The following is a 26,586-nucleotide window of genomic DNA, read 5'->3' on the forward strand; positions in this document are numbered from 1 at the left end:
CCGGCGGCACCGGGAACCACCCGCTCTCACCTCTGGCACGCGGCCGGGAAAGGGTTGGTTCAGGCCCGCGTGTCCTCGTACAGGGCGGCTTCCACCTGCCCGAAGACGGGATCGCGCTCCTCCAGGAGGTACGCCTGCGCCTCACCGACGTGGAAGTACATCCCGTGCAGCTCCAGCGTGCCCTGCTCCAGGGCTCTGGCGACGGACTCGTGCGCCCGCAGATGGTCCAACTGCTGGACGACATTGGTCAGACAGAGCTGCTCGGCCGCGTCGGCGGGCGCCCGGCCCGCGAGCCGCGCCCACGGCAGATCGGTGTCGGCCATCCGCTCCAGGCTCGGGATCCCGTGCCGCAGCCACCGCTTGAGCGGGGTGAGCGCGCCGTGCCCGGAGGGCGGACTGGTGAGCAGGGCCTGCATCGCCCCGCACCCGGAGTGCCCGCACACGGTGATCGACTGCACCTTCAGCACGTCGACGGCGTACTCGATGGCGGCGGCCACCGAGTCGTCCCCGCTCTCCTCGCCGGGCAGGGGCACGAGATTGCCCACGTTCCGTACGACGAAGAGGTCGCCGGGGCCGCTGGACGTGATCATCGACGTGACGACCCGGGAGTCGGCGCAGGTCAGGAAGAGCTGGGTGGGCTGCTGCCCCTCCCGTGCGAGCCGCGCCAGCTCACCGCGGACGAGCGGTGCCGTGTTCCGCTGGAACGCGCTGATCCCGCTGGCCAGTTGATGCCCGCCGACCCGCTGCGTCCGCGTCGCCCGGTCGGTCCGCTCGCTGTGCTCGGGCGCGTGGGTGTGCTGCGGGCGGTCGTCACAGTGGTGGTTGCGCCAGGGCGTCCAGGGCCGGCAGCAGGCGTGCGATCCGCTCGCCGGTTCGGCGATCCGCCTGCCGCCGCGCCCGGCCACCTCGACATGGCCGCCCTGGGCGGTGTGGGCCTTCTGCCAGCCCTGGAGTGCTTCGTACGCGGCATGGTCCATGAATGATCCGTCCAACTCCACTACGCAGTCGGCCCCTTGGGGCACCTGATGAAGGGTGCGACTCAGCCGCGGCACGGCGAGAAACGTCAACTGGCCGCGGATCCGCACATGGTGGACGCCGTGCGGGTCGTCCTCGTGCGTGATGCGGGTACGGGCGAGGCGCTGCATCGCGACGCCGACGGCGACCGCGACACCGAGGCCCACGCCTTCGAGCACGCCGAAGACGACGACGCCGAGGGTGGTGGCGACGTAGACGAGCACCTCACGGTGGCGGGTGACCGTGCGGATGTGGTGCAGGGACACCATCTGGATGCCGACCACCATCACCAGCGCGGCGAGCGAGGCGAGCGGGATCAGCTCCAGGACGGGGACCAGGAGGAGGGTGGCCGCTACTACCCAAACGCCGTGCAGCACCGCGGAGTTCCCGCTCACGGCACCTGCGTTGATGTTCGCGGTCGAGCGCACCGCGACACCGGCCACCGGCAGTCCGCCGAGCGATCCGGAGACGATGTTCGACGCGCCCTGCGAGAGCAGTTCCCGGTCCAGGTTCGAGCGGCGCATCCCGGGCGGCAGATCGGTCCGCCCGGCGGCCATCTTGTCCACGGCGACGGCCCCGAGCAGCGACTGCACGCTGCACACCAGGGTCGTCGTCAGCACGGCCGCGGCGATGCCGAGGACGGGTCCTTCCGGCAGCCCGGCCAGCGCGTGGCTGCTCCAGGAAGGCAGGTCGACCTCGGGCAGGCTCAGGCCCAGCAGCGCGGCGGTGACGCTCGCGGCGGTCACGGCGATCAGCGCGGCCGGGATCTTGCGGGCGATCCGGCCGGCCCTGCCCGGGATGCGGGGCCAGGCGAGCAGCACGGCCAGTGTGAGCACGCTGACGCCTACCGAGGCCGGGTGCACGTTCGCCAACTGGGCGGGCAGGGCGGCCAGGTTGGCGAGCACGGAGCTCTGCGGGGTGCCGCCGAGGACGATGTGGATCTGGGCGACGGCGATGGTGACGCCGATCCCGGCGAGCATGCCGTGGACGACGGCGGGGCTGACGGCGAGCGCCGTGCGGGCCACCCGCAGGCAGCCGAGTCCGAGTTGGGCGACCCCGGCCATCACCGTGATCGCGCAGGTGGTCCGCCAGCCGTAGCGCTGGATCAGCTCGGCGGTGACCACGGTCAGGCCCGCGGCGGGGCCGCTGACCTGGAAGGGGGCGCCGCCCAGGACACCGGCGACGATGCCGCCGACGGCGGCGGCGACGAGCCCGGACTCCAGGGGCGCGCCGGTCGCCAGGGCGATGCCGAGGGACAGCGGGAGTGCGATCAGGAAGACCGCGATGGACGCCGACACGTCGGCGCCCGCGATACGGAACCGGCGCTTGGGCGCCGGTGGCGGACTGTGCGCCGTACGGGCGGCGGGTGTGGGCTCCTCGTGGGCACGAGTGGGTACACAGGCTGACATGTTTCCCGTCTCCTCCGGGGTGCAGCGCGGTCGCGGAATGTGGGGGGACCCCTGACGGTGTGCGGGGTCGATCGCGGCCGTGGTTCACGGCGTGCAGCGGCGGGATGAAATCAACGCTCGGTAAATGAATGGTAATCCAGAGTAAAGGTTCTGGCTGGACGAGCCGGGCAAATGGTGCAGCCCTTCACTCCGAGTAGTGAACAAAAAGCCTGATCGGCTTGTCGTACAAATCGGGCGCGGCCTTCGTGCGACGTTGAGGCGCCGCCCGTGCAAAGCGGGCATTTCTCGCATTCACCTCCTGTCAGCCGACTCCAGGAAGAAGGTGGGCGGAAGATGGCCGCCACCCGAAGGAACGCCCTCCGAAGAATTGCTCCCCGCCCGGCCCTGCGGGTCGCCGCGGGTGTCACCGCCGCCGCGGCCTGTGCCGCGGCCCTCGCCGGCTGCGGCGCGGGCGACAAGAGCGCCGAGCCCCACAAGGGCGCCCCCGGCCCGAAGAAGGCCGCGCCCGCGGCGCCGGGCAGCGTGCTCCGGCTCATCGGCGACGGCTCGACCGCGTACACCGGCCGCCAGCCGCACCTGCCGCGAGCCGAACGCATGAAGCCCGGTCAGAAGCCACCGCAGTTCGTGGTCTTCTCCTGGGACGGCGCCGGCGAGGACAGCCAGCAGCTCTTCTCGCACTTCCGCAAGGTCGCCAAGGCGAACCACGCGACCATGACGTACTTCCTGAGCGGCGTGTACATGCTCCCGGAGGACAAGGCGAGCCGGTACCACCCGCCGCAGCACTCGCCGGGCCGCTCGGACATCGGCTTCAACGACATCAAGGGAATCAAGGACACCGCCGAGCAGGTGCGCGGCGCGTGGCTCGAGGGCAACGAGATCGGCACCCACTTCAACGGCCACTTCTGCGGCAAGGGCGGCGGGGTCGGCGAGTGGTCGGTGGACGACTGGAAGAGCGAGATCGCCCAGGCCAAGTCGTTCGTGAAGTCGTGGAAGACGACCGCGGGCCTGAAGAACATGGCCCCGCTGCCCTTCGACTACGACAAGGAGCTCATCGGCGCCCGCACCCCCTGCCTGGAGGGGCAGAAGAACTTCATGCGGGCCGCCCGCGATCTGGGCTTCCGCTACGACACCAGCGGCGTCGACAACCAGGTCTGGCCCACGAAGAAGGAGGGCCTGTGGGACCTGTCCATGCAGCTCGTCCCGTTCCTCGGCCACTCCTACGAGCAGCTGACGATGGACTACAACTTCGCCGTGAACCAGTCGGGCACGATGCACGGTGACCCGGACAAGCACGAGTACTGGGGCGACCAGATGCGCGACAGCCTGCTGGCGGGCTTCAACCGCGCCTACAAGGGCAACCGCGCCCCGCTGATCATCGGCAACCACTTCGAGTCCTGGAACGGCGGCACCTACATGCGCGCCGTCGAGCAGACCGTCGAGACGGTCTGCAACAAGCCCGACGTCCGCTGCGTCTCCTTCCATCAGCTCGCCGACTGGCTCGACGCCCAGGACACCAAGACCCTGCGGAAGCTGACCGGACTGGGCGTCGGCGAGGCGCCGAAGGAGGGCTGGGCGTCCTTCCTCGGCAACGGCAAGCCGGCCCCGGCCCCCAAGGGAGTACCGGGCGCACCGGCCGCCAAGCCGTAGCCACCGTCAGGTGGTCGCGGTGACGCTCTCCCGTAGTACGAACCCGGGGTCGACCTGAGAAGCCAGGTCGGCCCCGGTCGGTGCCTTTCTGCCCCCCTCGCGCCGCTGCGCGGGCTTCGGGTGGCTGCGCCGGACTCCGTCCGTCGGCCGTGGGGGTGCGGCGCGGGCGCGGTCAGGCGGTCGCGGTGACGCTCTCCCGCAGTACGAACCCGGGGTCGACCTGAGAAGCCAGGTCGGCCCCGGTCTTCTCGTTGCCCCAGTTGTGGGCGTTCTTCACGTGGAAGTGGACCATCTGGCGCGTGTAGCGCTCCCAGTCGCGGGCCTCGTACGTGGCATCGGCCGCGGCCTGAAGGGCCCGCAGGGACGCCCTGTTGGGTTCCTCCAGGAGGTCGAAGCGCGGCGGGCGTCCCTTCTCCATGGCGCGCACCCAGTCCGAGTGCCCGACCGTGGTGAGCAGGTCGTCCCCGACCTCGGCGCGGAGGAAGTCGAGGTCGTCCTGACCCTGCACCTTGTTGCCCACGACCTTCAGCGCGACGCCGAAGTCCCGCGCGTACTCCTTGTACTGGCGATAGACCGAGACCCCCTTGCGTGTCGGCTCGGCGACCAGGAACGTCATGTCGAAGCGGGTGAACATGCCCGAGGCGAAGGAGTCCGAGCCCGCGGTCATGTCGACCACCACGTACTCGTCGCGGCCGTCGACGAGATGGTTCAGACACAGCTCCACCGCCCCGGTCTTGGAGTGGTAGCAGGCGACACCGAGGTCGGCCTCGGTGAACGGCCCGGTGACCATCAAACGCACCGCGTCGCCGTCGAGTTCCACCTCCCGGGCACACGCGTCGTACACCGGGTTGTTCTCGCGCACGCGCAGCAGCCGGGAGCCCTCACCGGGCGGTGTCGTCTTGATCATCGTGTCGGCGGACGCGATCCGGGGGTTCGAGCCGCGTAGATAGTCCTTGATGAACGGCAGCCGCGCGCCCAGGGCGGGCAGTTCGGCGGCGACGTCGTCGTCGAGCCCGAGGGCCGCGCCCAGATGCTGGTTGATGTCGGCGTCCACGGCGATGACGGGGGAACCGGTGGTGGCGAGGTGGCGGATGAAGAGCGAGGACAGCGTGGTCTTGCCGCTGCCGCCCTTCCCGACGAAAGCGATCTTCATGTTCACCTAGCGTAGCCGGATGGTTGCGTTACGTGTCACGCGCGCGTGAAGAAGACCACTCCTTCGTGGGGCGCGGGTCCCGGGCCCGTACTGTCGTACTCATGAGTACGACAGCCGACCCCCTCGCCGCGCTCGCGACCCTGCCGGGCGTGGCCGACTCCGTGGACTCCGTGCGAAAGGCCGTCGACCGGGTCTACGGGCACCGGGTCATGCGGCGCCGCAGCAACGAGGTCACCTCCGAGGCCGCGCTGCGTGGCGCGCGCGGCAGTGCGGCGCTGTCCGGCGCCGACTGGGCGCTCGAAGAGGTGCGCAGGCGTACCGACTTCAGCGGCGGCGAAGGCGACAAGGAGGCGCCCGTGGTGGGTGCCGCCCTGCGGCTCACCGCGGAGGCGGGGCAACTCCTGTCCATCTGGCGGCAGTCGCCGCTGCGGGTGCTCGCGCGTCTGCACCTGGTCGCCGCGGCCGACAAGGGCGACACCGTGGGCCGTCCGCGCACGCCCGGCGAGCCTGTCGACGAGCCGCTCGTCGAACTCCCGGTGCCGGACGCCGACGAGGTGGCGGGCCGCTTGGAGGGGCTCTCGCAGCTGATCATCGCGGGGAGTTCGGCGCCCGCCCTGGTGAGCGCCGCCGTCGTGCACGGCGAACTGCTCGCCCTGCGCCCCTTCGGCTCGCACAACGGCCTGGTCGCGCGGGCCGCCGAACGCGTCGTCCTGGTGGGCAGCGGCCTCGACCCGAAGTCGATCTGCCCCGCCGAGGTGGGCCACGCGGAGCTGGGGCGCGCGGCGTACGCGGCCGCGCTGGAGGGCTATGTCGCCGGTACCCCGGAGGGGATGGCGGCCTGGATCGCCCACTGCGGCAAGGCCGTCGAGCTGGGGGTCCGCGAATCGACCGCGGTGTGCGAGGCGCTGCAGCGCGGCGCCGCGTGAGGGGGCGTCCCTGGAACTCCCTCAGGGCTTCCCCGGAACGAGGGGCCTGACAAAGGGTTGCGGCGGTACGAGTCCTCGTACCGCCGCTGGCATGACCACTGGGTTACCAAGCGTCCTCGATATGTGTTGCCCATCAGGTCGGGTTCTTTGCCCGTCGCCTGGTGCGGCTGGCCCGTAATCGACGGGTCGACGTCGCGTGGGTGCCCGGTGCTCATGCTTCGGTCCGTGGGGCCTTTTCTGCGTTTGAAGGTGATCCTCTCGGATGTCCTTGGTCTCGCGGGCCGTTGACTCCTTTGTACTCCTCGCCCGGAGGATGCGAAACCCCTGGCCGTACTTCTTTACTTTTAGGTTCAAACAGGGGCGAATCGGGCCGCGGATTACTGGGTTCCCGTGAGTGCGCGGCGCCGGCTCGCGTACCAGACCAGCCCCGCCGTGGCGGCCGCGGCGCCGAGCGCGGCGGCGGCGAGCAGCGCCGGACGCGACGGTGTGGAGAGATTCGGCAGCCGCTGCTTGAGCCGGACCGGCTTGTGGAAGTCGAGAATCGGCCACTCGCGCGCGAGCGCCTCGCGCCGCAGCGCCCGGTCCGGGTTGACCGCGTACGGGTGCCCGACGGAACTCAGCATCGGCAGATCGGTCGCCGAGTCGCTGTACGCGTAGCAGCGCGCGAGGTCGTACCCCTCGCTCCGTGCCAGCTCCTTGACGGCCTCCGCCTTGGTCGGCCCGTACGCGTAGTACTCCACCTCTCCGGTGAAGCAGCCGTCGTCGCCGACGACCATGCGCGTGGCCACCACCCGGTCCGCGCCGAGCAACTCGCCGATCGGCTCGACGACCTCGGCGCCCGAGGTGGAGACGATGACGACGTCCCGCCCGGCGGTGTGGTGCTCCTCGATGAGGGACGCCGCCTCGTCGTAGATGATCGGGTCGATGAGGTCGTGCAGGGTCTCGGCGACGATCTCCTTCACCTGCTGCACGTTCCAGCCGCGGCACAGCGCCGACAGGTACTGGCGCATCCGCTCCATCTGGTCGTGATCGGCGCCGCCGGCGAGGAAGACGAACTGCGCGTACGCGGTCCGCAGCACGGCCCTGCGGTTGATCAGCCCGCCTTGGTAGAACGATTTGCTGAAGGTGAGCGTGCTCGACTTGGCGATGACGGTCTTGTCCAGGTCAAAGAACGCCGCTGTGCGGGGCATGGAGTGAGGCAAGGAGTGGTTTTCCACGAGCCTGAGCATAGGCGCCCACCATTCGGCGTAAGCTGTGGCGCGTGGGTTTGCCTGAGAAGCCTCTCGGGTACACCATGGAAGTCACGGATCGTTCGCGACCGTGCTAACCCGGTCTGGCTCCTCCCCCCCCGAGTCGGACCGTGGGGACGACCCCCGCTCTCCCCCCCGGCGGGGGTCGTCGCATGTCCGGACCCGTTTTCGGGTCCTTTTTTCTTGTCTGTCCCCCCGTGATTCCGGGCCTGCGGGCCGCCGTCGGCCTGTGGCGCGGCCGTCACGGAGGGTGACGAAGGGGCTGCGCTGCGAAGGTTCCCGTGCCGACTTCGGGATGTCACCGGTATGGGTGAGCGGGATATTCACAAGCCTTCTCGTGTCCACAGTTTTTGACCAAGATCCACATGATTTCCGGGATCGCTGCACGGTGATTCCGCACGCGAAGTCCGGGCCGGCGTTCATGGCCGGTTCGTTATGGCCGGGCTGTGCCGACGGCCGGTATTCGGGGCCTCGGCGCCGGTGACTTCGCAGGCGGATCGGCTCGCCCACGGGGGCGGGTGAGGACGTGGAGACGGGGGATCGGATCGTGACGGAGACCATCGCCGGTGATCGGTGGGACGGGCGGCGCGCGCCGCTGATCGTGACGGAGGACGTGGAGCTCCTCGACGACCTGCTGCGGCTGTGCGCGGCGGCGGGGGTGCGGCCCGAGGTCGGGCACGGGGCGCCGGAAAGCAGAGGAAAGTGGCAGGCCGCGCCCCTGGTGCTGGTGGGGGACGACGCGGCGGGGCGGTTGCGCGGAGTGACCCGGCGGCGCGGGGTGGTGCTGGTCGGACGGGACCAGGACGACCCCGACGTGTGGCGGCGGGCCGTGGAGATCGGCGCCGACCAGGTGCTGATGCTGCCGGACGGCGAGCAGTGGCTGATGGACCGGATCGCCGATGTCGCGGAGGGCGTGGGCAGGCCCGCGCTGACCGTCGGTGTCATCGGCGGCCGGGGCGGCGCCGGGGCCTCCACGCTGGCCTGTGCGCTGGCCGTCGCGTCCGCGAAGGCCGGACGGCGCACTCTGCTCGTCGACGCGGACCCGTTGGGCGGCGGCCTCGACGTGCTGCTCGGCGCAGAGGCGGCGGACGGGCTGCGCTGGCCGGCGTTCGCCCAGTCCCGCGGCCGGGTCGGCGCCGGCGCCCTGGAGGAGTCGCTGCCGCGCCTGCACGGGCTGCGGGTGCTCAGCTGGGACCGCGGGGATCTGACCGCGGTGCCGCCCGAGGCCGTCCGGGCGGTTCTCGCCGCGGGGCGGCGCAGGGGCGGCGCGGTCGTGGTGGACCTGCCGCGCCGGGTCGACGTCGGCTCGGTGGAGGCGCTCGCCCAGCTCGACCTGGCTCTGCTCGTGGTGCCGCAGGAACTGCGCGCGGTGGCCGCCGCCCGGCGGGTCGCCGAGACGGTGGGCATGGTCGTGCGGGATCTGCGCGTGGTGGCCGCACCCGGACGGCGGGGAGTACGTCCCGGGCCGCTGGACGCGGACGAGGTGGCACGGCTGCTCGGACTGCCGCTCGCCGGTGAACTGCCCTGGGACGACGCCCTGTTGACCGCACGGGTGCCGGGACCTGGCGCCGCCGGGCCGCTGGCGCGGTTCTGCGCGGAGTTCTGGGAGCGGGTGCCGGTGGCTGTGGAGCAGGGGGAGGCGTCATGAGGGCGCGGCGGGGTCCTGGATCCGATCGGTGGGTCGGGCGCGGGGCCGGTACGGGGGCAGGATCCGCGTCCGCGCCGATCCGGACTGTGGACGGCCGGGACCGGGCGGTGGATGGGCCGGGGCGGGCTGTGGACGGGTCGGGGCGAGTTGTGGACGGGCCGGGGTGGGCCGTGGGCGGGTCGGGGCGAGTTGTGGACGGGTCGGGGCGGGCCTTAGGCGGGCCGGGGCGGATGCCGGTGGTCGTGGAACAGCGGGAGGCGTCATGACCGCGGTGGTCGGGACACGGATGCTCGATGGAGTCCGACAGTGGCTCGCGGAGACCGGCGCGGAGGCGACCCCCGCGCGCGTGGCGGAGGCGCTGCGGGCCCAGGGGCGCATCCTCGGGGACGCCGAAGTGCTGGGCGTGGCAGGCCGGTTGCGGTCGGAGCTGGTGGGCGCGGGACCGCTCGAACCGCTGCTCGCCGACCCCTCGGTGACGGACGTCCTGGTCTCGGCGCCCGACCAGGTGTGGGTCGACCGGGGCGGCGGCCTGGAGCGGACCGACGTGACGTTCGAGAACGCCGCGGAGGTGCGGCGGCTGGCACAGCGCCTCGCCGCCGTGGTCGGACGCCGGCTCGACGACGCCCGGCCCTGGGTGGACGCGCGGCTGCCCGACGGCACCCGCCTGCACGCGGTGCTGCCGCCGGTCGCCGTGGGGTGCACCTGCCTGTCACTGCGGGTCGTCCGCCCCCGCGCCTTCACCCTGCGGGAACTGGTGACGGCGGGGACGGTACCGCCGGGCGGCGACCGGGTGCTGCGGGCTCTGCTCGACGCCCGCCTCTCGTTCCTGATCAGCGGCGGCACGGGCAGCGGCAAGACGACCATGCTGAGCGCGCTCCTCGGGCTCGTCGGGCCGGACGAGCGGATCGTGCTGGCCGAGGACTCGGCCGAGCTGAGGCCCGACCACCCGCATGTGGTGCGCCTGGAGGCACGCCCCGCCAACCAGGAGGGGGCCGGCGCCGTCGGCCTCGACGACCTGGTGCGCCAGGCCCTGCGGATGCGGCCCGACCGGCTTGTGGTCGGCGAGGTGCGCGGCGCCGAGGTCGTCTCGCTCCTGGCCGCGCTCAACACCGGGCACGAGGGCGGGTGCCTGGTCTAAGCGTACATGCAGGGGCAGGGCTCAGCGAGGGTCTGCCAAGACAGGTAACACCCCTGGTCACAGGCCCCGTTGGCCCACAGCACGAAGCCCCGCCCATGCGCCGGGGGAGACACACAGACGGGGCAGCCGGACACGCTGAGCCTTGATTGCCGTCCTCAGCGCGCCGGGGCTACTGGGCAGGCCGGACGTTCCGGGGGTCGTTCGGATGGCCGTGAATCATGTGCGCGTGCATAGCCCGCACCACCGACACAGCCATCCGCCGGTTGCCGGTCGAGATAGCCGCACTCACGCTGTCCCGCAGCAGCGCACACATTCCGCAGGTATCCGGGTCCACGTTGCCGGGCCGTGGCGTTCTCAGGTCAAGCACCGTCCGAACTCCGCTCGCAGTTCTTACAGGGGAACGGGCATGGCGGAAGCTGTGCGGTCCGGGGAAAGTGGATGACCCCTGATGCCGTGTCCAGCGCTCCGCCGTATTCCGTCCACCAGCCTTCCGGAGAGTCCGCGTACGGCCCCAGCGGATCATCAGTGAGGCTGACTAGCTTCGGGTCCGGTAAGGCGCTCAGACGGGCGCTGGCGCGATTTGCTGGGGCTGTCATGCCGGGCACTCGCAGTGCGTATAGCGGGCGACGGGAGCACCTGACTGCCGCTCCACTGTGCTCCGCTGGCAAGGCTCGAACTTCCCAATCACGCGCCTGCACCTGGTGCACTTCGATCGCGGAGGGGCGTAGGTGACGTACTCCGCCGTATTCGCCTCAGCCTTCGGCGCTGTGCTCGCTGCCATGACTTCCCCTCGCGTTGCCGTCTAGGGCGTCCAGACTCCTTCGGGTGTTGATCAACGACTAGCGGCCCCCTGTAGGCCAACTGTCGGCCAGAATTGAGGCATGGGGAGCAGCATCGGGGCCAACATCCGGCGGCTACGCGAAGAGCGCGGCTGGAGTCAGTCACGGCTAGCGCATGAGGTCTGCCAGGCGGCAGGGGTGATCGGTGATCCGGTCGGACGGCAGGAGATCAGCCGTTGGGAGACAGGCAAGCGCACGCCCCGCGAATGGCTGCCGTTCCTCGCTGCCGCACTAGGCGTGTCCGTGGAAGTGCTCAGGGAGCCTCAGAGGCCCGCTGAGCCCCCTTTGCCGACACTGGCTGACTTCCTGCCCGAAGGAGACCCGCTAAGCCCACTAGAAGCCCGTACAGGGCGGCGTATCGGCATGGGGCAGGTTGATGACCTACAACAGCGCGTGCATGGGCTCAGGCTGGCTGATGACGTGCTGGCAGGTGGTGACCTAATCCGCCCGGCGCTCAGGGAACTCCGCTCAGCCGTAAAGCTCTACCGGGAGGGCAGCCACACCAGTGAAGTGGGGCGGCAACTTCTCAGGCAAATTGGCGAGTTGGCACAGATTGCCGGATGGATTGCCAGCGATGCCGGGCAGCATGCGGAAGCTGAGCGGATCTACCGGCTAGGAATCAGCGCAGCACGGCAGGCTGAGGACCACACCCTTGCCGGGAACATTGCCGGATCACTCGCCTACCAACTCAGCAACACGGGCAGGGAATCCGAAGGGCTCACGCTGGCGCAAGCCGCCCTGAATGACGCTGGCAGCGACGCACCCGCAAAAGCCCGCGCGCTGTATCTGGACCGGGTGGCGTGGGCTCACACGAAAGCTGGGGGCGTAGCCAACGGACAAGAGGCTATGAGGGCACTGGGGGAAGCCGGGCAGGCGCTCAGCGAAGACAGCCCCGGGACGGAATCGCCTGCCTATCTGTACTGGGTGGATGCCGGAGAACTCCGGGTGATGGAATCCCGGGTCTACACAGAGCTTCACCGCCCCTTGCGCGCCGTGCCATTGCTCCGGGAAGTCCTCAACGGCTATGACGCCACCCACACCCGTGAGATGGCCTTGTACCTGTCTTGGCTTGCCGTGGCGCTGGCCGATGCCAACGAACCAGAAGAGGCGGCAGCCGTAGCCGAGCGGGTCACTTCCCTGGCAGCTGACACGCCGTCAGAACGGGTAGTCGAACGGGTGCGCGTCATTCTCAGCCGGTTGCAGGACTACGCAGACGTGCCGGAAGTCTCCGCGCTACTCGCTGAGCACCAGGCGGCCTAGAAACGCAGAAAGCCCCGCACGGGCCACCACTAAGGCAGCGAGTGCGGGGCTATGGAAACCGGAATCATTCCTTGCGAGGTTGAAACATGAGCGTTTCCGAGAAGACTCGAAAGATTCTGTGGGTTCAGGCTGGCGGCCTCTGCGCCATCTGTAAAGAACGCGTGGCTACGCCTGGGACCGCATCGGATGACCCTTCCGTATTCGGCGAGGAAGCGCACATAGTTGCTCGATCAGAGGGCGGCCCCCGGGCGGGAGGACTGCCGGAGGATCGGATTAACCACCATTCGAACCTAATTCTCCTGTGCAGCAAGGATCACAAACGGGTTGATGACCAGCCGATCCATTTCACTGTGGAACGACTCCGGCGTATCAAATCGGAACATGAGGCATGGGTGCGTTCCGTGGTGGACGCCGACAACAGCCGCTTGAGGCTGGTGCCTGATCCGCTGTTCCCTCAACCCAAGGCACTCAAGCTGATCACGCGTGGGAACCCATTGTGGAATATGCTCAAAGAGAGCGTCACGTTCGAGTACGGCATCCCGGACGGCCTGCCTGACGACGATGAAGACTTGATTATTGAGTTTATGGATCTGTTGAGGGATTACCTCGACATAGCCGGGGACCTTGTCAGCGTCCGAGAGAATCGCGACGCAGAGAAGACCCTTCAGCAGTACATCAGCCGCCTAGCTGAGCGTGAATTCCTGGTAGGCGCCTACGTTCGCCACATGCTTTTGAAAGGTGGGAGCACTGAGGCTCCAACTCCGTGGCCAATGCTCCGAGTCGAAGTGCAGCCAGCGACGCTCGCAGAGGTCACAGACGAGAGTGGCACCACCAGATATCCCCGTGAGACGTCATGAGGCATCCCGCGCAAATGGCTTAGCTTGCGGCGCTAGCTTTTTGCCTCCCTGCCGGTCAATCTCTGAGGGGGAAGGGGGTCACCCCCCACCCGGGTAGGCGTCAGCGGGAACTAGAACGGCGGAAGCTCAGGCGGCTTAGGCTTCACGTTCTCGGCTGCCCAACCACCAGGTTGGTTCTTCGCGGTCTCGCTGTCATGGCATGGCTTGCACAGTGGCCGAAGGTGTTTAGGTGCATCAGGGTTCGGCTCATGCCGTGCCTGCAATTGCTTGCGACTCAGCGGCCAATGGTCAGCGATAGTCGCTTGCCGACCACACAACACACACCATGGATTGGCGTACAGGTAAGCCTTACGCTTGCGCTGCCAGCCAACGTCATAACCACGCTTACTCGCGCTGCCTCGCTGTTGCTCACGCTGCCTCTTGTGCTCAGGACATGGGCCACCATTCGTTAGCTCACTGCACCCAGGCTGACTGCACGGCGTCCTAGGTTTCCTTGGCATATCTGTACTCCGGGAGAAGGGGGCACCTACGGATATCCGTAGGTGGGTGGTTAGCTACAGCACAGGGGACAGCAACGCCACTGAGCGAGATAAGCCCAGGCCAGAGAATCAGTCGATTTCAGCCGGCTGAGGGTGCCTGGTTGCGTCAGCACACGCTCTTGACCCGCTGCGCTGCCTGCCCCGAATATGGCGCCATGGATGCAGGATTGGCCGCAGTGCTCGGCGCCTTGGCTGGATCGATGGCAACGATAGGCACGGCGTTAGTTACCAGTAGATCCCAGAGAGAAACGACCCGGCTCACAGCACGGGCCGAACATCAGCGCCAGCGAAGGGAACCACGCCACGACACGTATAAGGCATTCATATCCAGCACATCACAACTGAGAGATCAGCTGGAGAAGTTCGAGAATTTCGACCTGTACCCTGATTCAGTTACTGATGCCACTGTGCAGCGTTACAACGACACGGCTAATGAGCTGAAATCCCAGTGGGTGGAAGTCGCGTTGGTCGGTCCCGCAAATGTCGGTGCTTCGAGTAGGAAGGTCGAGCAACTAGCTCACAAGACAGCTCTGCAAGTCAATCGCTTGCAGTGGTTTATCGGCCAAGGGGATGACCAAAAGAGAGATAGCGAGCGCTCAGCTATAGAGCTAAGCACCTTTGAACTGGCGCTGGCTCTAGACAACTTCATTTCTGTGGCGCAAGCGGCTTTGGATGATGACGGAAGTCTGTGAAAGTTGCCCTGCGCGAGTGGAACACAGGGCAACTCGGCTACTTCGCGGGAATGATCGGCGGATTGATCGGGTTGCCGTTGATGTCTCGGGGAGTCAGGTCAACCATCACGCCCCGCTGCCGGTGAAGACCACGTGGCATTCGCGTTCCCTGGTAACTCGGCGGGCAAAGATCAGACCAGGCAGGCGAACCGTCCGGCAGCCGGGGAAACCAGGGATACGAACCATCGGGTCCGGGGTCCAGTGCGTCATGCGCCATTGCTAGTCCACCTCGTACGGCGCCAGCGCCTCAGCGGAAAGTGCGTCAGCACGGTCACGAAGAACTAGGGGCATAGCCTCTTCCTGCCAGCGCCGCAACTCTTCGTTGGGATCAACCCAGCGGAGTTCATCAATGCCTAGCTCATAGGGGTTGAGGCCCAATAGCCGAGCACACTCCTGAGCATGAGTGCGAAGCGCGCTAACTGCCTCACGCCGGGAAAGGTACTCAACAACTAGCTCAGCGAGAGTGCCAGCCTTGAATGCTTCCGCCTTTTCCTTGGCGCTGGGATTGCTGCCGCGCACCTTTTCCTCAAGGTCTCGCCGGTCCTCAAGGAATCGGGCCGCAGCTTCCTTCTCAGCCTCAAGGCGTTCAGCGGCCTGCTGTGCGGCCTTCTCTGCCTCAGCGGCCTCAGCCTCAGCCAACTTCGCGGCAGCCGCCTCAGCAGCCTTACGGGCCTTCTCAAGATCAGTTGCAGTCATGATGCCGCGTACTCCTTTCAGGCGCCGTAGCCGCGCGCAATGCGCTGAGCGGGGGTCAGAGCATCCGTGCTGGCGCTGGTGGCCTTCGGCGTAGCCTCGCCTAGCTGGGCAGCCGCCTTGCGGGCAACGGTCGCGTAGCCCATTGCCATTCGCGTAGACGGGTCAATCTCAACTCCCCGGGCCTCAGCGGCCTTTAGGTGAGAGACCATGGCGTCATCCTCAGCGCTGGCCGTGGAAGCCAGGGACTCAAGCGCCCAACGCTTACCGTCGGCGCTGGCACCCTCAGTACCAGGCTCAACGCTGCGCATGTACCAGGGGGTGTTAGTCATCGTCATTCTTCCTTCTTGAGGTAGTCACATACGGATATCCGTAGGTGGTCAGTTGGCGTACCAGACTCTGTGTTGCAGTGCCGGGTCCTTCGGGCGAATCCCTTTGTAACGGACTCCATAGCGCCGGGAAGTGCGCTCATACCCGGTAGCGCGCAGCAGCCGGTCAAAGGAGCCCATAGGTATGAAGCGCGGTCCGCTGGCTTCTTTGCACGCGCCGAACAGCAGCAACAGACTTGATTCAGCGCCCGGACATTCTTCAATGGCTTCGCCTGCAACGGCCACAAAGGCCGAGATATACCCCCGGTCGGCTTCAGTCAGATGCACCATCGGGTGCACCCCCCATGGCAAGCATGCGAAGCACGACTAGGGCCGCGAACAGCTCAGTGCGTGAGCCTTCGTCACGGGGTACGCGTGTATGCGCTTCGAGGATGCGGAGCGCCTGTGTGGGCCCTATAGCGTCCATTGGAATTTCTCCGGATAGGGGTCAGCCGGCTCGGATCTGCCGGGATTTTCGAGAATGGGCGGACAGGGGGCTGCCCTCTGGCTAGTAACAGCCCCCTGCCCGGGTCTTTAGATGGCGCCTGCCTCAGCGCGTTCAAGCGCGTTATGCCGGTAGCCCCGCGACATGAGGGCAAGGGCAGTCTTTTGAGGCTCAGACAGAAACTTGCGGCGCTCAGGCATGAGGGCTTCGCGCGCCTCCAGATGGCGGAGAGCGGCCTTACGACTAGCCTCCCGGCCCCTGGTCTCAGCGGCCCGCCGTTCGTCGCTCACAGAGGCATACGCGGCTTCCTTGAGTCGGGCTACCTCGTAGGGGAATCGCTCAGCGCTGTAGGACCGGTGCGCGTCATCAAACGCGTTGTGGCAGCGTCGGCACATAGGTGCGTAGCTGGTGGTGTTCTGGCTGTACGGGCCGTGGTCGCTGTCCAGCGCATGGGGGTCATCCCACTGGTAGGCCCAGTCAGAAGCGGTGAGCCCGCACCAGGCGCATGCGCTGTACTTCGCGGGTAGCTTTAGCTGGGTCAATAGCTTGTGCATGGCGGAATAGCTGGTCATGGATGTGATGCCTTCTGGTGTGATGCCGAAAACGAAAAACGGCCCTAGGTCAGGGACTCACAACAGCGGGGCATCACTACCGCTGAGGGAATCAACCTGACCTAGGGCCGTTGGTATAAGAGCGCCGTAGCGCGGAATGCGAACCAGGGTGATGCCGTTCGCGGTAGGCGGCTTATCGCCCCTACAAGATATGTCTAGGGAGTGGAGCGCCCGCAAAGTGTATGCATTCGGGCATTGCGGACTGACGAATTTATGTGAAGCGCGTCACTCTGAAATTCCCCTGAAAACAACCACCTGATGAGCCCCCGCACCTTCGATACGGAAACCAGCGGCCTTGAGCTGAGGCAGCATGTCCGAAGGGCTCAGCGGCTCAATGCCGTAGGCGCCAGCCCAGACCACGTAAGCCCCGTAGAACTCCTCAGCGTTCGCGTGAGCGCCAGGGGCAGGGCTGGCATAGCGGAGGAACTGAGAGACAGCGCCAGGCGCCACGCTGGACAACTCACGCTTACGACGATGGCGGCAGGCTTCACCGCAATACTTCGAGATACGCCCGGACTTGCTACCGGCGGCAGACTTGCGCTCAAGAGGCGTGCCGCAGACGACACAGGGCAGGGTGCGCCGGGCATCCTGGTCAGCCTTCACCTGAATTGCCGCTGTCTTTCGCGTCCGGGCTACCTTCTGCCGCTCCTCCCGGGCGGTCAGCTCAGCGTCAGACAGTGCAGCAAACCGGCGGGCGGCCACATAGCAGCGCTGGGAGCAGTAGTCAGAGCGCGGGCGGGCAGCGTTCTCACACGGTTCCCATGCGCATTCTCGTCCAAGGAGCATCGCGGATTGCCTCTCTGGTGGTTGGTGCCTCCGAAAGAGGTCTAGGGAGTCGAATGCCCGGAAGCTCAGTGAGATGTACGAGTAGTGCAGAAACTACACACCGGCTATTTGGCCTCTGACCTGGGCTTTTACTGCCCGGTGACCGGAAGCTGTGTGCAGAGTACGAGTAGCCCCCTTTCCCTATAGATTTCTATATGCGGTTGGGGCTAACTAATACTTACTACATAGAAAGCGGTCTGTGAGTTGTAAAAGCCCAGGTCAGTGGGGGTTTCGGGGGTGTGTAGTTTGCTCACCCCTCCGCGCTGAAACTACACAGCGCCAGCTAGCGCACTAGGAAACGGGCAGCATTCTCGATGCCCTAACCTGACGGTCTGTCAGAAGCTCTGTGCGTACGCCTGTGCCCTTCTCCGCTCCTCCCTGGTACTCGGCGCCAGCGACGCACTGAAAGGCGCTCAGGCGCCCGCACGGGGGCTTGCGCTGGCCTGCCGGAGAAACACGAAAGCCCCCGCCTGGCAGAAGCCAGAACGGGGGCTCAGTGGTCGTGCTTACGCTGCCGCCGGGAAGACGCTGACGTTTCCGGCAACCCTGCGGAATATCTCCCGGGATGCTGCGTTGGTCTCGTCGTCCAGCGTGAACGGGTTGCTTCCCGTGATGCCCAGCTCCTCACGGATGCGCCGGGCAATCTCCGTGATCAGTTCATCGCTCATGCGGTCTCTCCTTCCGCTAGGTGGAGCCTTCGAAGTTGGTCTAGCGGGTCGAAAGCTCAGCGCAGGAAGGATGCTCCTGACCACCTGTCGCGTAGGCGCCGGATTGCCTTGCTGCGGGCGGCAGATACGTGCGCCTTCGGAATGCCCAGGGTTTCGGCTATCTCCTCATCCGTCATGCGGCCTGACTCCCCGATGCCATAGGTCATCTGCACCACGGCCCGCTGTTGCTGCCCCAGTGACATCAGCATCCATGCCACACGGCCGCTAGAACGCTCTGAGCCGTCCGCTGAGGGTTCTACCGGGGCAGGGGCGCCCGGGTCTTCCGGCAGGGCCTCAGGCGGGCGTACAGCGCTTCTCACGGCTTTGGCGGTCTCCGGGCTCATGCGCCAGGCCAACTGTCCGGAGCACACCAGTCGTTGCGCTTCGTCAGCGTTGCCGTTTGCGTGCTTGTAGGCGGACCGCCATAGCTTCGCTTCGTCAAGGCTGATCCCCGGGTATCGCATGGCGCAGTGTGCGTCTTGCATGGCGCCGGTCACGGTCCGGCCAGCGAAGGTGATGAATTGCCCGGCGGAGCCAGTGAAGCGGCCCAGGCTGAGCCACAGGGCTTCGCGTCCCACCTGTGCAAGGTCTTCTGCGCTGTCCCGGTCAATGCGCTGGGCCCGTGCCCGGATAAGCCCATCAAGGGCCCTGAGAACGGCCGTGGTGGCTTCGGGGTCGCCGTTGAGTGCTCCCCTGAGCTGAGTTTCATCAAGGCTCATGCCGACAACACCTCTTCCATGGCAAGTTCAATCAGGTGTGCTTCCGCCGGGTTCAACTCGCGCCGCCATTCAGGCCCCTGATAGCTCACGGAAATCCGCGTGGGGTCGAACCTCTTCGGGGCGCCGGGCGTGGCCGGACGGATGACCACTTGCGCCCCCAAATCTGCGAGCATTGCGCGCCGCCCCTCTTCGTTCCGCTGAGCCCAGTCCTCAGCGATAGTTTTACCAGTGGATACCCAGCGGCCTTCGGCGTGTTCGGCTTCGGCCTGTAGTTCCGCCTGCCGCTTTTCCAGTGCCGTTAGCTGCCCAATGACTACGCGTGCCGCAGAGCCGCTGGGGTCGAGTTGGGCAAGGTTTCCTGCCAGCCGCTCAATCTGACCGGTCACTTCCGAGAGTTGAAGCACGGCACTTCCGTCAGGCTCAGCCCAGCGCATCAGCTCGAAGGTTCCAAAGCGCCTCAGATAGTCGGCGGTCACCAGCTCCTCAACGTTGCGGGCAATGATGACGTTGGGCCGGTGAATTCCCCGCTTGCCTACTCCGGCGCGACATACGTACGTGCTGTAGTCCTTGCCATTGACGGCACGGCGCTGCCGGTACATGGGGCCGTTGCACTCCGAACAGTGCGCCACGTGCAGGAGTAGGGCCTTACCCGTCCGCTCACCGCCCCGCCCCTTTGCCTTGCCATCAAGGATTGCCCGCACGGCGGACCAGACTTCGGCGCTGAGAATTTCCGGCCCGGCGGACACTGGCTTGCCCTCAGCGTCTAGGACAGGCTGATTGGTGAGGGCGCCGCGCTTAGTTCCGGGAACAGCCTGCACCAGCCATCCCCGAACGGCAGGCGAGTAGAGCACATCCCGAAGTGACGTGGAATGCCACTTGCCGCCCCGCAGCTTCCGTCCAGCGCGCTGCCGTGCATGTTCAGCCGGGGGCAGGATTCCGCGCTCATTCAGCTCCCGGGTGAGCCCTGTGAGCGAAGCTCCTTCGTTGATGAGCTTGTCTGCGCACTCGCGCAGAATGCTTGCGGCTGATTCGTCAATGACCCAGCGCTTGTTGTTGACCGGCCCGCTGACTGCATAGCCGTACGGGGCCAGCCCGCCCAGGTGGTTGCCGCGCGCCCGGAAGTGCTTCTTGCTGTCCGTGATCCGGGCCTTAATCATGTCCCGTTCGTACTCAGCGAATGCGGCAAGGACGTTGATGATGATGGACGCGTTTTCCGGGCTCACGACTCCATCAGCCGTGACAACGGTGGTGCTGGTGGACTTCGCAGCGTCTAGAAGTCGCTGGAATTCCAGAACACTGCGCGCGTACCGGTCCAGCTTTGCGGCAAGCACGTAGTCAGCGCGGGGAAGCCAGGACAGGACTTCGCGCATACCGGGGCGGTCTTCAAGTCGGCTGGCTCCACTGACGTTGGTGTCGGTAGCAATGTGCACCACCTTCCATCCACGCTGAGCGGCATAAGCCTTGCAGGCGGTAATGCGGTGGTCCGGGGCTTCCTCTGCGAAGAGGCGCGACAGGCGGTCATAGATGACACAGGTGGGTTGGCTCACGGAACGTCCCTGGTGAGTCGAACGCCTTGCAGTGCTAGGCGAGACACCCGGGCGGCTGCGGCACTCTGCACGCCAATGCGGCGGGCGATGTGCCGGTGCGCCTCGAAGCGCTGGGGACCGCCGCGGGGCTCGACCGGGCGGCGCTGCACAGCCAGTTGGCGGCCGCGGTGTCCGTGGTGCTGCATCTCGTACGGGACCGGGCCGGCCGTCGGCGGGTGGCGCAGGTGAGGGTCCTGGAGCGGGACGCGGAGGGATGGGTGCGGGCCGTTTCGGCACTGGAGTGGGGAGCGCGCGGATTCGTGGCGGGGGAGGGGTGGCAGCGGCTCGGCGGGCTGTTGGGGGTGCGACTGGAGTGAGCGGCTCGCGGGACCGGTCGATGAACGTGCGGGACTGAAGACTGAAGGGGGAGTTGAGATGTCCGGTGTCGTGGTCGTGGGGCTGGCCGGGGCGATGGCCGTGGTGTGGGCGCTGAAGGTACGGGACGCCGAAGTGCGCCGGGTGCGGGCCGTGTTGGGTGCGAGCGGGCCCGGCGGGGCGTCGACGGCGGCCTGGCGGGGTGCGGGGCGGCGGTGGTGGCGATGGGCGCGGGGACGGCCCGAGTGGGGGTGCGTGGTCGGCGGGGCGGTGATCGCCGCCGTGGGGGCCTCGCCGCTGCCGTTGGTCCTGGGCGCCTGTGCGGTGCCCGGCGTGGCGCGCTCGCGCAGGGCGAGGGCGGCGCGGCAGGCGCGGGACCGGCGCGGGAGCGCGGTGATCCGGCTGTGCGAGGTGCTCGCAGGCGAGGTGCGGGCCGGGCGGCAGCCGGGCGCGGCGCTGGATGTCGCGGTGCGGGAGTCGGGGGCGCTGTCGGGCAGAGGGAGCGCGGGGGTGGCGGCTGCGGCCCGGTTCGGCGGGGACGTGCCCGGTGCTCTGCGGGCGGCGGCCGAGGAGCCGGGAGCCGAAGGGCTGCAGGGCCTCGCGGCGTGCTGGCACGTGGCGGTGGACCGGGGTGCGGGACTCGCGGCCGGCCTGGAGCGGCTCGCGGACGCGCTTCGGGCGGAGCGGGACCAACGGGCCGATCTACGGGCGCAGTTGGCTGGCCCCTGGTCGACCGCGGTGATGCTTGCCGGGTTGCCGGTGCTCGGGCTGCTGCTCGGATCGGTGCTGGGGGCACGGCCGTTGCGGGTGCTGCTGCACACCGGTGCCGGCTGGGGGTGCCTGGTGGTGGGCGGCGCGCTGGAGGCGGCGGGGCTGTGGTGGGCGCTGCGGATCGTGCGGAGCGCGGAGGCGTGAGGAGCTGGGTGAGTGGAGGCGTGAGCCGTGAGCCGTGATGTGAGTCGTGAGGGTGAGTGGGGGTGAGTGGGGGTGGGAGCGGTGGTGGGAGCCGTCATGCGAGCAGTGGTGGGAGCCGTCATGCGAGCAGTGGTGGGGGCCGCCATGTGAGCGGTGGTGGGAGCCGTGAGGTGAGCGGTGGTGGGGGAAGTGGCGTGGGCCGTGATGCGGAGTGCTCGGGCGGAGGGTGAGAGCGATGGAAGTTGTCCACAGGCTGGGGGCAGTGCTGTGCGGCGTGTCGGCGCTGGTGTGGCTGGTGCACACGGTCGAACGGCGGTGGCGGGAACGGGAGGTGCGGCGCCGGGTGGCGCTGGTGCTGGACGTCGCCACGCAGGGCGCGACGCGGCGGGGCGTGCGGATGCCGGACGCCGTACGGCGATGGGCTCCGGTGGCCGGAGTCGTGTGCGCCGGGTACGTGCTCGTCGGCGGGGCGTTGGGGCTGCTGGTCGGGGCTGTCGCGGGTGTGCTGACGGCGCGCTGGTGGCGGCGTCGGGCGGCGAGAGCGGGGGCGGACACCGGCGCCGAGGCGGTGCGGCAACTCCCGCTGGCCGCAGATCTGTTGGCCGCCTGTGTCGCGGCCGGGGCGGACCCGGTGGAGGCCGCGCGGGTCGTCGGGGAGTCGTTGGGCGGGCCCGTCGGCTGCGGACTCGCGCGGGGCGCGGCGCAGGTACGGCTCGGGGCTGAACCGGGCGGTGCGTGGCGTGAGTTGGCCGCGATACCGGACGCCGGTGTGCTGGTCCGGCTCCTGGAGCGGGCCGGTGAGTCCGGGGCGCCGGCGGCGGCACCCGTCGCCCGGTTCGCCGCGGAGTGCAGGGCCGAACAGGGGCGCAGAACCGCGGCGGTCGCGCGGCGTGCGGCGGTGGCCGTCACCGCGCCGGTCGGGCTGTGCTTCCTGCCTGCCTTCCTCGTGATCGGGGTGCTGCCCGTGGTGATCGGCCTCGCGGGCGGGGTGCTGGGCGGGCGGTGAGACGGGGCGCAGGAGCCGAGTTGCAGGGGGAGTCCGGAAGGACTGGATTCCCGTGATCCATATGGGGGTTGAGATGAACGGAACGCGTAGGACGAGCACGAGCGCGAGCACGTACGGGTGGCTGCGGCGGCACATGAGGCGCTGGGCGCGAGGTGTGCGCAGCGTGCGGTCGGGGCGCGGGGACGCCGGGATGGTCACGTCGGAGTACGCGGTCGGGCTGATCGCCGCGGTGGGCTTCGCCGGGGTGCTGTATCAGGTGGTGACGAGCGACGGGGTGCAGTCGGCGCTGCAGTCGCTGGTGGACAAGGCGCTCCATGGGGCGTTCTGAGACCAGGCGCGGGCGCGGGCGCGAGCGGGGTCGCGGGCCGGGCGGCGACCGGGGGTTCGTGACGGCGGAGGCGGCCGTGGTGCTGCCCGTGCTCGTGGCGTTCACGATGACGCTGGTCTGGGTGGTTCTCGCGGCGTCCGCGCAGATCAGGTGCGTGGACGCCGCGCGGACCGGGGCCAGGGCCGTGGCCCGCCAGGAACCGGAGGGCGCCGCCGTCGCCGCCGCCCGGCAGGCCGCGCCGAGCGGGGCTTGGGTCGAGGTGAGCCGGGAGGGCGACCTCGTCCGGGTCACGGTGCGGGCGCGGGCGGCGGGGCCGGGGGTACTCGGCGTGGAGTTGAGCGCGCAGGCCGTCGCGGCGGCCGAGGAGACGACGGGGGAGACGACCGGGGAGACGGCTGTGGAGACGACCGGGGAGACGGCTGGGGAGACGACGGGGAAGACGGCCGGGGAGACATGAGCCAGCGATGGAAGCATCGGACGCAGTGGACGCAGTGGACGCAGTGGACGCAGTGGACGCAGTGGACGCAGCGGACGCAGCGGAAGCGGTGGACGCAGTGGACGCAGTGGAGGCGATGGAGGCGATGGAGGCGGAGGTGGCCGGCCACGGGTGATCGCGGGTCCGCGACCGTGTGGGTCGTCATGGCGATGGCCGCGGTGGGAGCCGTCTTCGGAGGCGTGCTCGCCCTGGGCCATGCCGTGCAGGCGCGGCATCGGGCGGGCGGAGCGGCCGATCTGGCGGCGCTGGCCGCAGCCGATCACTGGACGGAAGGGAGGGCCGCGGCTTGTGAGCTGGCCGGGAGAGTGGCTCGGGCGCAAGGGGCTCGGGTGGTGCGGTGCGGGGTGATGGGCGAGGTGGCCGATGTGACCGCCGCCGCGGGGGAGGGGGTGTTCGGGGCGGAGGTGCGGGCTCGGGCGGGGCCTGGTTCGGGGTGAGTTCTCGCCGGGGCGCCGGGGCGCCGGGTCGCCGGGCTTCGTGGGGGGGCTTCGTCAGGTCGGGGCGATGGGTTTCGGCCGAGGTCTGGAGGAGTCGCCCCCTGCCTCCCCTCCCCTTCCCGTCCCGAAACCGGGGGCTCCGCCCCTGGACCCTCTGGTTTCGTGGTCGGCCGACGGCCGGTGGTGGGTTCTCGCGCCGTTCCCCGCGCTCCTTACGGGGCTTCCTTCAGGAGCGTGGTCAGGAGGCGGATCGCGCCTCGTTTGTGCAAGGGGTCGTTGCCGTTGCCGCACTTGGGGGACTGGATGCAGGACGGGCAGCCGGCCTCGCACTCGCAGGAGGCGATGGCCTCGCGGGTCGCGGTCAGCCACTCCTTGGCGGTGTGGAAGGCGCGCTCGGCGAAGCCCGCGCCGCCGGGGTGGCCGTCGTAGACGAAGACCGTGGGGAGCAGCGTGTCGGGGTGCAGCGGGATGGAGACGCCGCCGATGTCCCAGCGGTCGCACGTGGCGAAGAGGGGGAGCATGCCGATGGAGGCGTGTTCGGCGGCGTGCAGGGCGCCGCCGAGGATCTCGGGGTTCACCCGGGCCGCGTCCAGCTGGTCCTCGGTGACCGTCCACCACACCGCGCGGGTGCGCAGCGTACGAGGAGGGAGGTCGAGTTTGGTCTCGCCCAGGACCTCGCCGGTGATGAGACGGCGGCGGAGATAGCCGACGACCTGATTGGTGACTTCGACCGAGCCGTAGCACAACCGGCCCTCGCCCCAGGGGACTTCGACGTCCGTCTCCAGGATGGAGATCGCCGTCGTGTCCCGGGCGGTGGTGGAGTAGGTCGGGTTGGCGGGTTCGACCAGGGCGACGTTGTCGTCGAGGTCCAGGTGCTTCACGACGTAGGTGCGGCCCTGGTGGAGGTGGACCGCGCCGTCGTGGACCGTGGTGTGCGACGACGCCGCGTCGACCGTGCCGAGCAGACGGCCGGTGCTCGCCTCGACGATCTGGACCGGATCGCCGCCCTCGCCGCGGATGTCGGCCAGGTCGGCGGCGGACTCGCGACGGGTCCAGTGCCACGCCTTGGTGCCGGGGCGGCGGCGGAGCAGTTTCGCCGCTTCCAGCTGCGGGAGGAGGTCGCTGGAGGCCGGGCCGAACAGGTCGAGGTCGGCTTCCGTCAGCGGGAGTTCGGAGGCGGCCGCGCACAGGTGCGGGGCCAGGACGTACGGGTTGTCGGGGTCCAGGACCGTCGACTCCACCGGCTGGTCGAAGAGGGCCTCCGGGTGGTGCACCAGGAAGGTGTCCAGGGGGTCGTCGCGGGCCACCAGGACCGCGAGCGCGCCCTGGCCCGACCGGCCGGCCCGGCCCGCCTGCTGCCACAGGGAGGCCCGGGTGCCCGGATATCCGGCGATCACCACGGCGTCCAGCCCCGAGACGTCGATGCCGAGTTCGAGGGCGGTGGTGGCGGCCAGGCCGAGGAGTTCGCCGGAGTGCAGGGCGGCCTCCAGGGCGCGGCGCTCCTCGGCGAGATAGCCGCCGCGGTAGGCCGCCACGCGCTTGGGCAGCGAGCGGTCGATCTCTGCGAGACGTTCCTGGGCGATCACCGAGATCAGTTCGGCGCCGCGCCGGGAGCGTACGAAGGCGACCGAGCGGACGCCCTGGACGGTCAGGTCGGTCAGGAGGTCGGCCGTCTCGGCCGTGGCCGTGCGGCGCACCGGGGCGCCCTTCTCGCCCTGCATCTCGGTGAGCGGGGGCTCCCAGAGGGCGAAGACGAGTTCGCCGCGCGGCGAGGCGTCGTCGGCGACCTCGACGACCGGCAGGCCGGTCAGCCGGCGGCCGGCGACGGCCGGCTCGGCCGCCGTGGCCGAGGCGAGGAGGAAGACGGGGGAGGAGCCGTAGCGGGCGCAGAGGCGGCGCAGCCGGCGCAGGATCTGGGCGACGTGCGAGCCGAAGACGCCGCGATAGGTGTGGCACTCGTCGATGACGACGTACTTCAGGGCCTTGAGGAAGGAGGACCAGCGCGGGTGCGAGGGCAATATGCCGCGATGCAGCATGTCGGGGTTGGTCAGGACGTAGTTCGCGTACTGGCGCACCCACTCCCGTTCCTCGAACGGGGTGTCGCCGTCGTACACCGCAGGGCGGATGGCCGTACCCAGAGGTTGTGAAAGTTCCTTCACCGATCGGCACTGGTCGGCCGCCAGGGCCTTGGTCGGGGCGAGGTAGAGCGTGGTCGCCCCGCGGCCGTTCGGGGCCTCCGAGCCGTCCAGGAGCGCCGAGAGGACCGGGACCTGATACGCCAGGGACTTGCCGGACGCCGTGCCCGTCGCCACGACCACCGAATCGCCGTCGAGAGCGTGCTCGGCGGCGAGTGCCTGATGGGCCCAGGGGTGCTCGATACCCGCTTCCTGCACGGCCGCCACGACCTCCGCGCGGATCCGGTCCGGCCAGACTGCATGACGTCCCGGGCGAGGGGGCAAGTGCTCCGTATGGGTGATGCGCGCAGCCCTGCTCGGACCCGAGGCGAGCCTGTCCAGGACCGCACCGGGAGAAGGGCGGGAGGCGTCGGGAGCCGCGGGTCGTTCGGATCGGTGATTCTTGGCCATCGGCACCGAGTGTGTCACTGGCGTGACGGACAATGTCCCAAGGCGTCGTGCACGCCCGCCGGTAAGTGATTGAATGCCATCGCGGCTGGCGAACCGTCCCGGGGGGTCAAGCCGAGGTATCCCCGAGGGGCGACCGCTC

22 protein-coding genes and 2 pseudogenes are annotated in these 26,586 nt (G+C 68.6%); 13 read left to right on the top strand and 11 right to left on the bottom strand.

The features are described 5' to 3' along the window. Positions 1-59: 59 nt before the first annotated feature. Complete coding sequence (locus J3486_RS21320; protein WP_207822490.1) at positions 60-2,423, bottom strand: bifunctional SulP family inorganic anion transporter/carbonic anhydrase; 2,364 nt, start codon at positions 2,421-2,423, stop codon at positions 60-62. 333 nt (positions 2,424-2,756) lie between these two features. On the opposite strand from J3486_RS21320, the gene J3486_RS21325 reads away from it, so the two are divergent. Beyond that, positions 2,757-4,070, top strand: coding sequence for a hypothetical protein (locus tag J3486_RS21325; RefSeq protein ID WP_207822491.1), 1,314 nt, complete (start codon positions 2,757-2,759; stop codon positions 4,068-4,070). A 172-nt stretch (positions 4,071-4,242) separates the two neighbouring features. Here J3486_RS21325 and J3486_RS21330 read toward each other — a convergent pair whose 3' ends face one another. Next, positions 4,243-5,223, bottom strand: a complete 981-nt coding sequence (locus J3486_RS21330; RefSeq protein ID WP_207822493.1) for an ATP-binding protein — start codon at positions 5,221-5,223, stop codon at positions 4,243-4,245. A 101-nt stretch (positions 5,224-5,324) separates the two neighbouring features. Here J3486_RS21330 and J3486_RS21335 point away from each other — a divergent pair, with 101 nt between their 5' ends. Then, entirely contained in the window at positions 5,325-6,149 is an 825-nt protein-coding gene (locus J3486_RS21335; RefSeq protein WP_207822495.1) for a Fic family protein, read from the top strand. Positions 6,150-6,526: 377 nt separating this feature from the next. Here the strand turns inward: J3486_RS21335 and J3486_RS21340 are convergent, their stop codons facing one another. Further along, positions 6,527-7,378, bottom strand: coding sequence for an HAD family phosphatase (locus tag J3486_RS21340; protein WP_207822497.1), 852 nt, complete (start codon positions 7,376-7,378; stop codon positions 6,527-6,529). A 568-nt stretch (positions 7,379-7,946) separates the two neighbouring features. Here J3486_RS21340 and ssd point away from each other — a divergent pair. From ssd to J3486_RS21365, 5 genes and pseudogenes are all read left to right on the top strand, one after another. Continuing rightward, complete coding sequence (gene ssd, locus J3486_RS21345; RefSeq protein WP_207822499.1) at positions 7,947-9,047, top strand: septum site-determining protein Ssd; 1,101 nt, start codon at positions 7,947-7,949, stop codon at positions 9,045-9,047. 262 nt (positions 9,048-9,309) lie between these two features. Next, positions 9,310-10,176, top strand: a pseudogene (locus tag J3486_RS21350) (TadA family conjugal transfer-associated ATPase); the annotation flags it as partial. Between the two features lie 890 nt (positions 10,177-11,066). Beyond that, positions 11,067-12,284 carry a helix-turn-helix transcriptional regulator gene (locus J3486_RS21355; RefSeq protein WP_207822501.1) on the top strand — a complete coding sequence of 406 codons (1,218 nt, stop codon included), beginning with the start codon at positions 11,067-11,069 and terminating at the stop codon, positions 12,282-12,284. 86 nt (positions 12,285-12,370) lie between these two features. After that, on the top strand, positions 12,371-13,141 hold the full coding sequence (locus J3486_RS21360) for an HNH endonuclease (protein WP_207822503.1): 771 nt from the start codon (positions 12,371-12,373) through the stop codon (positions 13,139-13,141). 694 nt (positions 13,142-13,835) lie between these two features. After that, positions 13,836-14,372 (top strand): hypothetical protein, encoded by a 537-nt coding sequence (locus J3486_RS21365; protein WP_207822505.1) that lies wholly within the window; start codon positions 13,836-13,838, stop codon positions 14,370-14,372. Between the two features lie 258 nt (positions 14,373-14,630). On the opposite strand, the gene J3486_RS21370 is transcribed toward J3486_RS21365, so the two are convergent. The 7 genes from J3486_RS21370 to J3486_RS21400 all read right to left on the bottom strand — a co-directional run bounded on the left by J3486_RS21370 (position 14,631) and on the right by J3486_RS21400 (position 20,326). Further along, a complete protein-coding gene (locus J3486_RS21370) occupies positions 14,631-15,107 on the bottom strand; it encodes a hypothetical protein (protein ID WP_207822506.1) in 477 nt (158 codons plus the stop codon). 377 nt (positions 15,108-15,484) lie between these two features. Next, a complete protein-coding gene (locus J3486_RS21375; protein ID WP_207822508.1) occupies positions 15,485-15,763 on the bottom strand; it encodes a hypothetical protein in 279 nt (92 codons plus the stop codon). Positions 15,764-16,006: 243 nt separating this feature from the next. Next, positions 16,007-16,489 (bottom strand): hypothetical protein, encoded by a 483-nt coding sequence (locus tag J3486_RS21380; RefSeq protein ID WP_207822510.1) that lies wholly within the window; start codon positions 16,487-16,489, stop codon positions 16,007-16,009. 264 nt (positions 16,490-16,753) lie between these two features. Then, positions 16,754-17,230 carry a hypothetical protein gene (locus J3486_RS21385; RefSeq protein WP_207822512.1) on the bottom strand — a complete coding sequence of 159 codons (477 nt, stop codon included), beginning with the start codon at positions 17,228-17,230 and terminating at the stop codon, positions 16,754-16,756. 629 nt (positions 17,231-17,859) lie between these two features. Then, positions 17,860-18,021 (bottom strand): hypothetical protein, encoded by a 162-nt coding sequence (locus J3486_RS21390; protein ID WP_207822514.1) that lies wholly within the window; start codon positions 18,019-18,021, stop codon positions 17,860-17,862. Between the two features lie 56 nt (positions 18,022-18,077). Next, complete coding sequence (locus J3486_RS21395) at positions 18,078-18,779, bottom strand: RNA polymerase sigma factor (protein WP_207822516.1); 702 nt, start codon at positions 18,777-18,779, stop codon at positions 18,078-18,080. Further along, positions 18,776-20,326 carry a recombinase family protein gene (locus J3486_RS21400; RefSeq protein WP_207822518.1) on the bottom strand — a complete coding sequence of 517 codons (1,551 nt, stop codon included), beginning with the start codon at positions 20,324-20,326 and terminating at the stop codon, positions 18,776-18,778. Before J3486_RS21400 ends, J3486_RS21395 begins: the two co-directional genes overlap by 4 nt. Positions 20,327-20,370: 44 nt before the next feature. On the opposite strand from J3486_RS21400, the pseudogene J3486_RS21405 reads away from it, so the two are divergent. The 6 genes and pseudogenes from J3486_RS21405 to J3486_RS44235 all read left to right on the top strand — a co-directional run. Continuing rightward, a pseudogene (locus J3486_RS21405) lies at positions 20,371-20,682 on the top strand (ATPase, T2SS/T4P/T4SS family); the annotation flags it as partial. 58 nt (positions 20,683-20,740) lie between these two features. After that, positions 20,741-21,595 carry a type II secretion system F family protein gene (locus tag J3486_RS21410; RefSeq protein ID WP_207822520.1) on the top strand — a complete coding sequence of 285 codons (855 nt, stop codon included), beginning with the start codon at positions 20,741-20,743 and terminating at the stop codon, positions 21,593-21,595. 235 nt (positions 21,596-21,830) lie between these two features. Continuing rightward, positions 21,831-22,601: a type II secretion system F family protein gene (locus tag J3486_RS21415; protein WP_207822523.1), complete on the top strand. Its 771-nt coding sequence runs from the start codon at positions 21,831-21,833 to the stop codon at positions 22,599-22,601. A gap of 73 nt (positions 22,602-22,674) precedes the next feature. Then, on the top strand, positions 22,675-22,929 hold the full coding sequence (locus J3486_RS21420) for a DUF4244 domain-containing protein (RefSeq protein WP_229378345.1): 255 nt from the start codon (positions 22,675-22,677) through the stop codon (positions 22,927-22,929). Further along, on the top strand, positions 22,916-23,386 hold the full coding sequence (locus J3486_RS21425) for a TadE family protein (protein WP_207822525.1): 471 nt from the start codon (positions 22,916-22,918) through the stop codon (positions 23,384-23,386). The genes J3486_RS21420 and J3486_RS21425 overlap by 14 nt, the downstream gene beginning before the upstream one ends. A 182-nt stretch (positions 23,387-23,568) precedes the next feature. Next, complete coding sequence (locus J3486_RS44235) at positions 23,569-23,862, top strand: Rv3654c family TadE-like protein (RefSeq protein WP_229378346.1); 294 nt, start codon at positions 23,569-23,571, stop codon at positions 23,860-23,862. A gap of 212 nt (positions 23,863-24,074) precedes the next feature. On the opposite strand, the gene J3486_RS21435 is transcribed toward J3486_RS44235, so the two are convergent. After that, the gene (locus J3486_RS21435; RefSeq protein ID WP_207822530.1) at positions 24,075-26,447 is read right to left on the bottom strand and encodes a DEAD/DEAH box helicase; all 2,373 of its coding nucleotides are present in this window, start codon (positions 26,445-26,447) and stop codon (positions 24,075-24,077) included. Positions 26,448-26,586 lie beyond the last annotated feature (139 nt).

It is taken from the genome of Streptomyces sp. VRA16 Mangrove soil, from assembly GCF_017377775.1.
Lineage (GTDB): Bacteria > Actinomycetota > Actinomycetes > Streptomycetales > Streptomycetaceae > Streptomyces.

Excerpts from the sequence above, each read along its gene's own strand:
- J3486_RS21320 (WP_207822490.1), bottom strand. The coding sequence starts at position 2,423 with ATGTCAGCCTGTGTACCCACTCGTGCCCACGAGGAGCCCACACCCGCC.
- J3486_RS21325 (WP_207822491.1), top strand. The coding sequence starts at position 2,757 with ATGGCCGCCACCCGAAGGAACGCCCTCCGAAGAATTGCTCCCCGCCCG.
- J3486_RS21330 (WP_207822493.1), bottom strand. The coding sequence starts at position 5,223 with ATGAAGATCGCTTTCGTCGGGAAGGGCGGCAGCGGCAAGACCACGCTG.
- J3486_RS21335 (WP_207822495.1), top strand. The coding sequence starts at position 5,325 with ATGAGTACGACAGCCGACCCCCTCGCCGCGCTCGCGACCCTGCCGGGC.
- J3486_RS21340 (WP_207822497.1), bottom strand. The coding sequence starts at position 7,378 with ATGCTCAGGCTCGTGGAAAACCACTCCTTGCCTCACTCCATGCCCCGC.
- J3486_RS21355 (WP_207822501.1), top strand. The coding sequence starts at position 11,067 with ATGGGGAGCAGCATCGGGGCCAACATCCGGCGGCTACGCGAAGAGCGC.
- J3486_RS21360 (WP_207822503.1), top strand. The coding sequence starts at position 12,371 with ATGAGCGTTTCCGAGAAGACTCGAAAGATTCTGTGGGTTCAGGCTGGC.
- J3486_RS21365 (WP_207822505.1), top strand. The coding sequence starts at position 13,836 with ATGGATGCAGGATTGGCCGCAGTGCTCGGCGCCTTGGCTGGATCGATG.
- J3486_RS21370 (WP_207822506.1), bottom strand. The coding sequence starts at position 15,107 with ATGACTGCAACTGATCTTGAGAAGGCCCGTAAGGCTGCTGAGGCGGCT.
- J3486_RS21375 (WP_207822508.1), bottom strand. The coding sequence starts at position 15,763 with ATGGTGCATCTGACTGAAGCCGACCGGGGGTATATCTCGGCCTTTGTG.
- J3486_RS21380 (WP_207822510.1), bottom strand. The coding sequence starts at position 16,489 with ATGACCAGCTATTCCGCCATGCACAAGCTATTGACCCAGCTAAAGCTA.
- J3486_RS21390 (WP_207822514.1), bottom strand. The coding sequence starts at position 18,021 with ATGAGCGATGAACTGATCACGGAGATTGCCCGGCGCATCCGTGAGGAG.
- J3486_RS21395 (WP_207822516.1), bottom strand. The coding sequence starts at position 18,779 with ATGAGCCTTGATGAAACTCAGCTCAGGGGAGCACTCAACGGCGACCCC.
- J3486_RS21410 (WP_207822520.1), top strand. The coding sequence starts at position 20,741 with ATGTCCGGTGTCGTGGTCGTGGGGCTGGCCGGGGCGATGGCCGTGGTG.
- J3486_RS21415 (WP_207822523.1), top strand. The coding sequence starts at position 21,831 with ATGGAAGTTGTCCACAGGCTGGGGGCAGTGCTGTGCGGCGTGTCGGCG.
- J3486_RS21420 (WP_229378345.1), top strand. The coding sequence starts at position 22,675 with ATGAACGGAACGCGTAGGACGAGCACGAGCGCGAGCACGTACGGGTGG.
- J3486_RS21425 (WP_207822525.1), top strand. The coding sequence starts at position 22,916 with ATGGGGCGTTCTGAGACCAGGCGCGGGCGCGGGCGCGAGCGGGGTCGC.
- J3486_RS44235 (WP_229378346.1), top strand. The coding sequence starts at position 23,569 with ATGGCGATGGCCGCGGTGGGAGCCGTCTTCGGAGGCGTGCTCGCCCTG.
- J3486_RS21435 (WP_207822530.1), bottom strand. The coding sequence starts at position 26,447 with ATGGCCAAGAATCACCGATCCGAACGACCCGCGGCTCCCGACGCCTCC.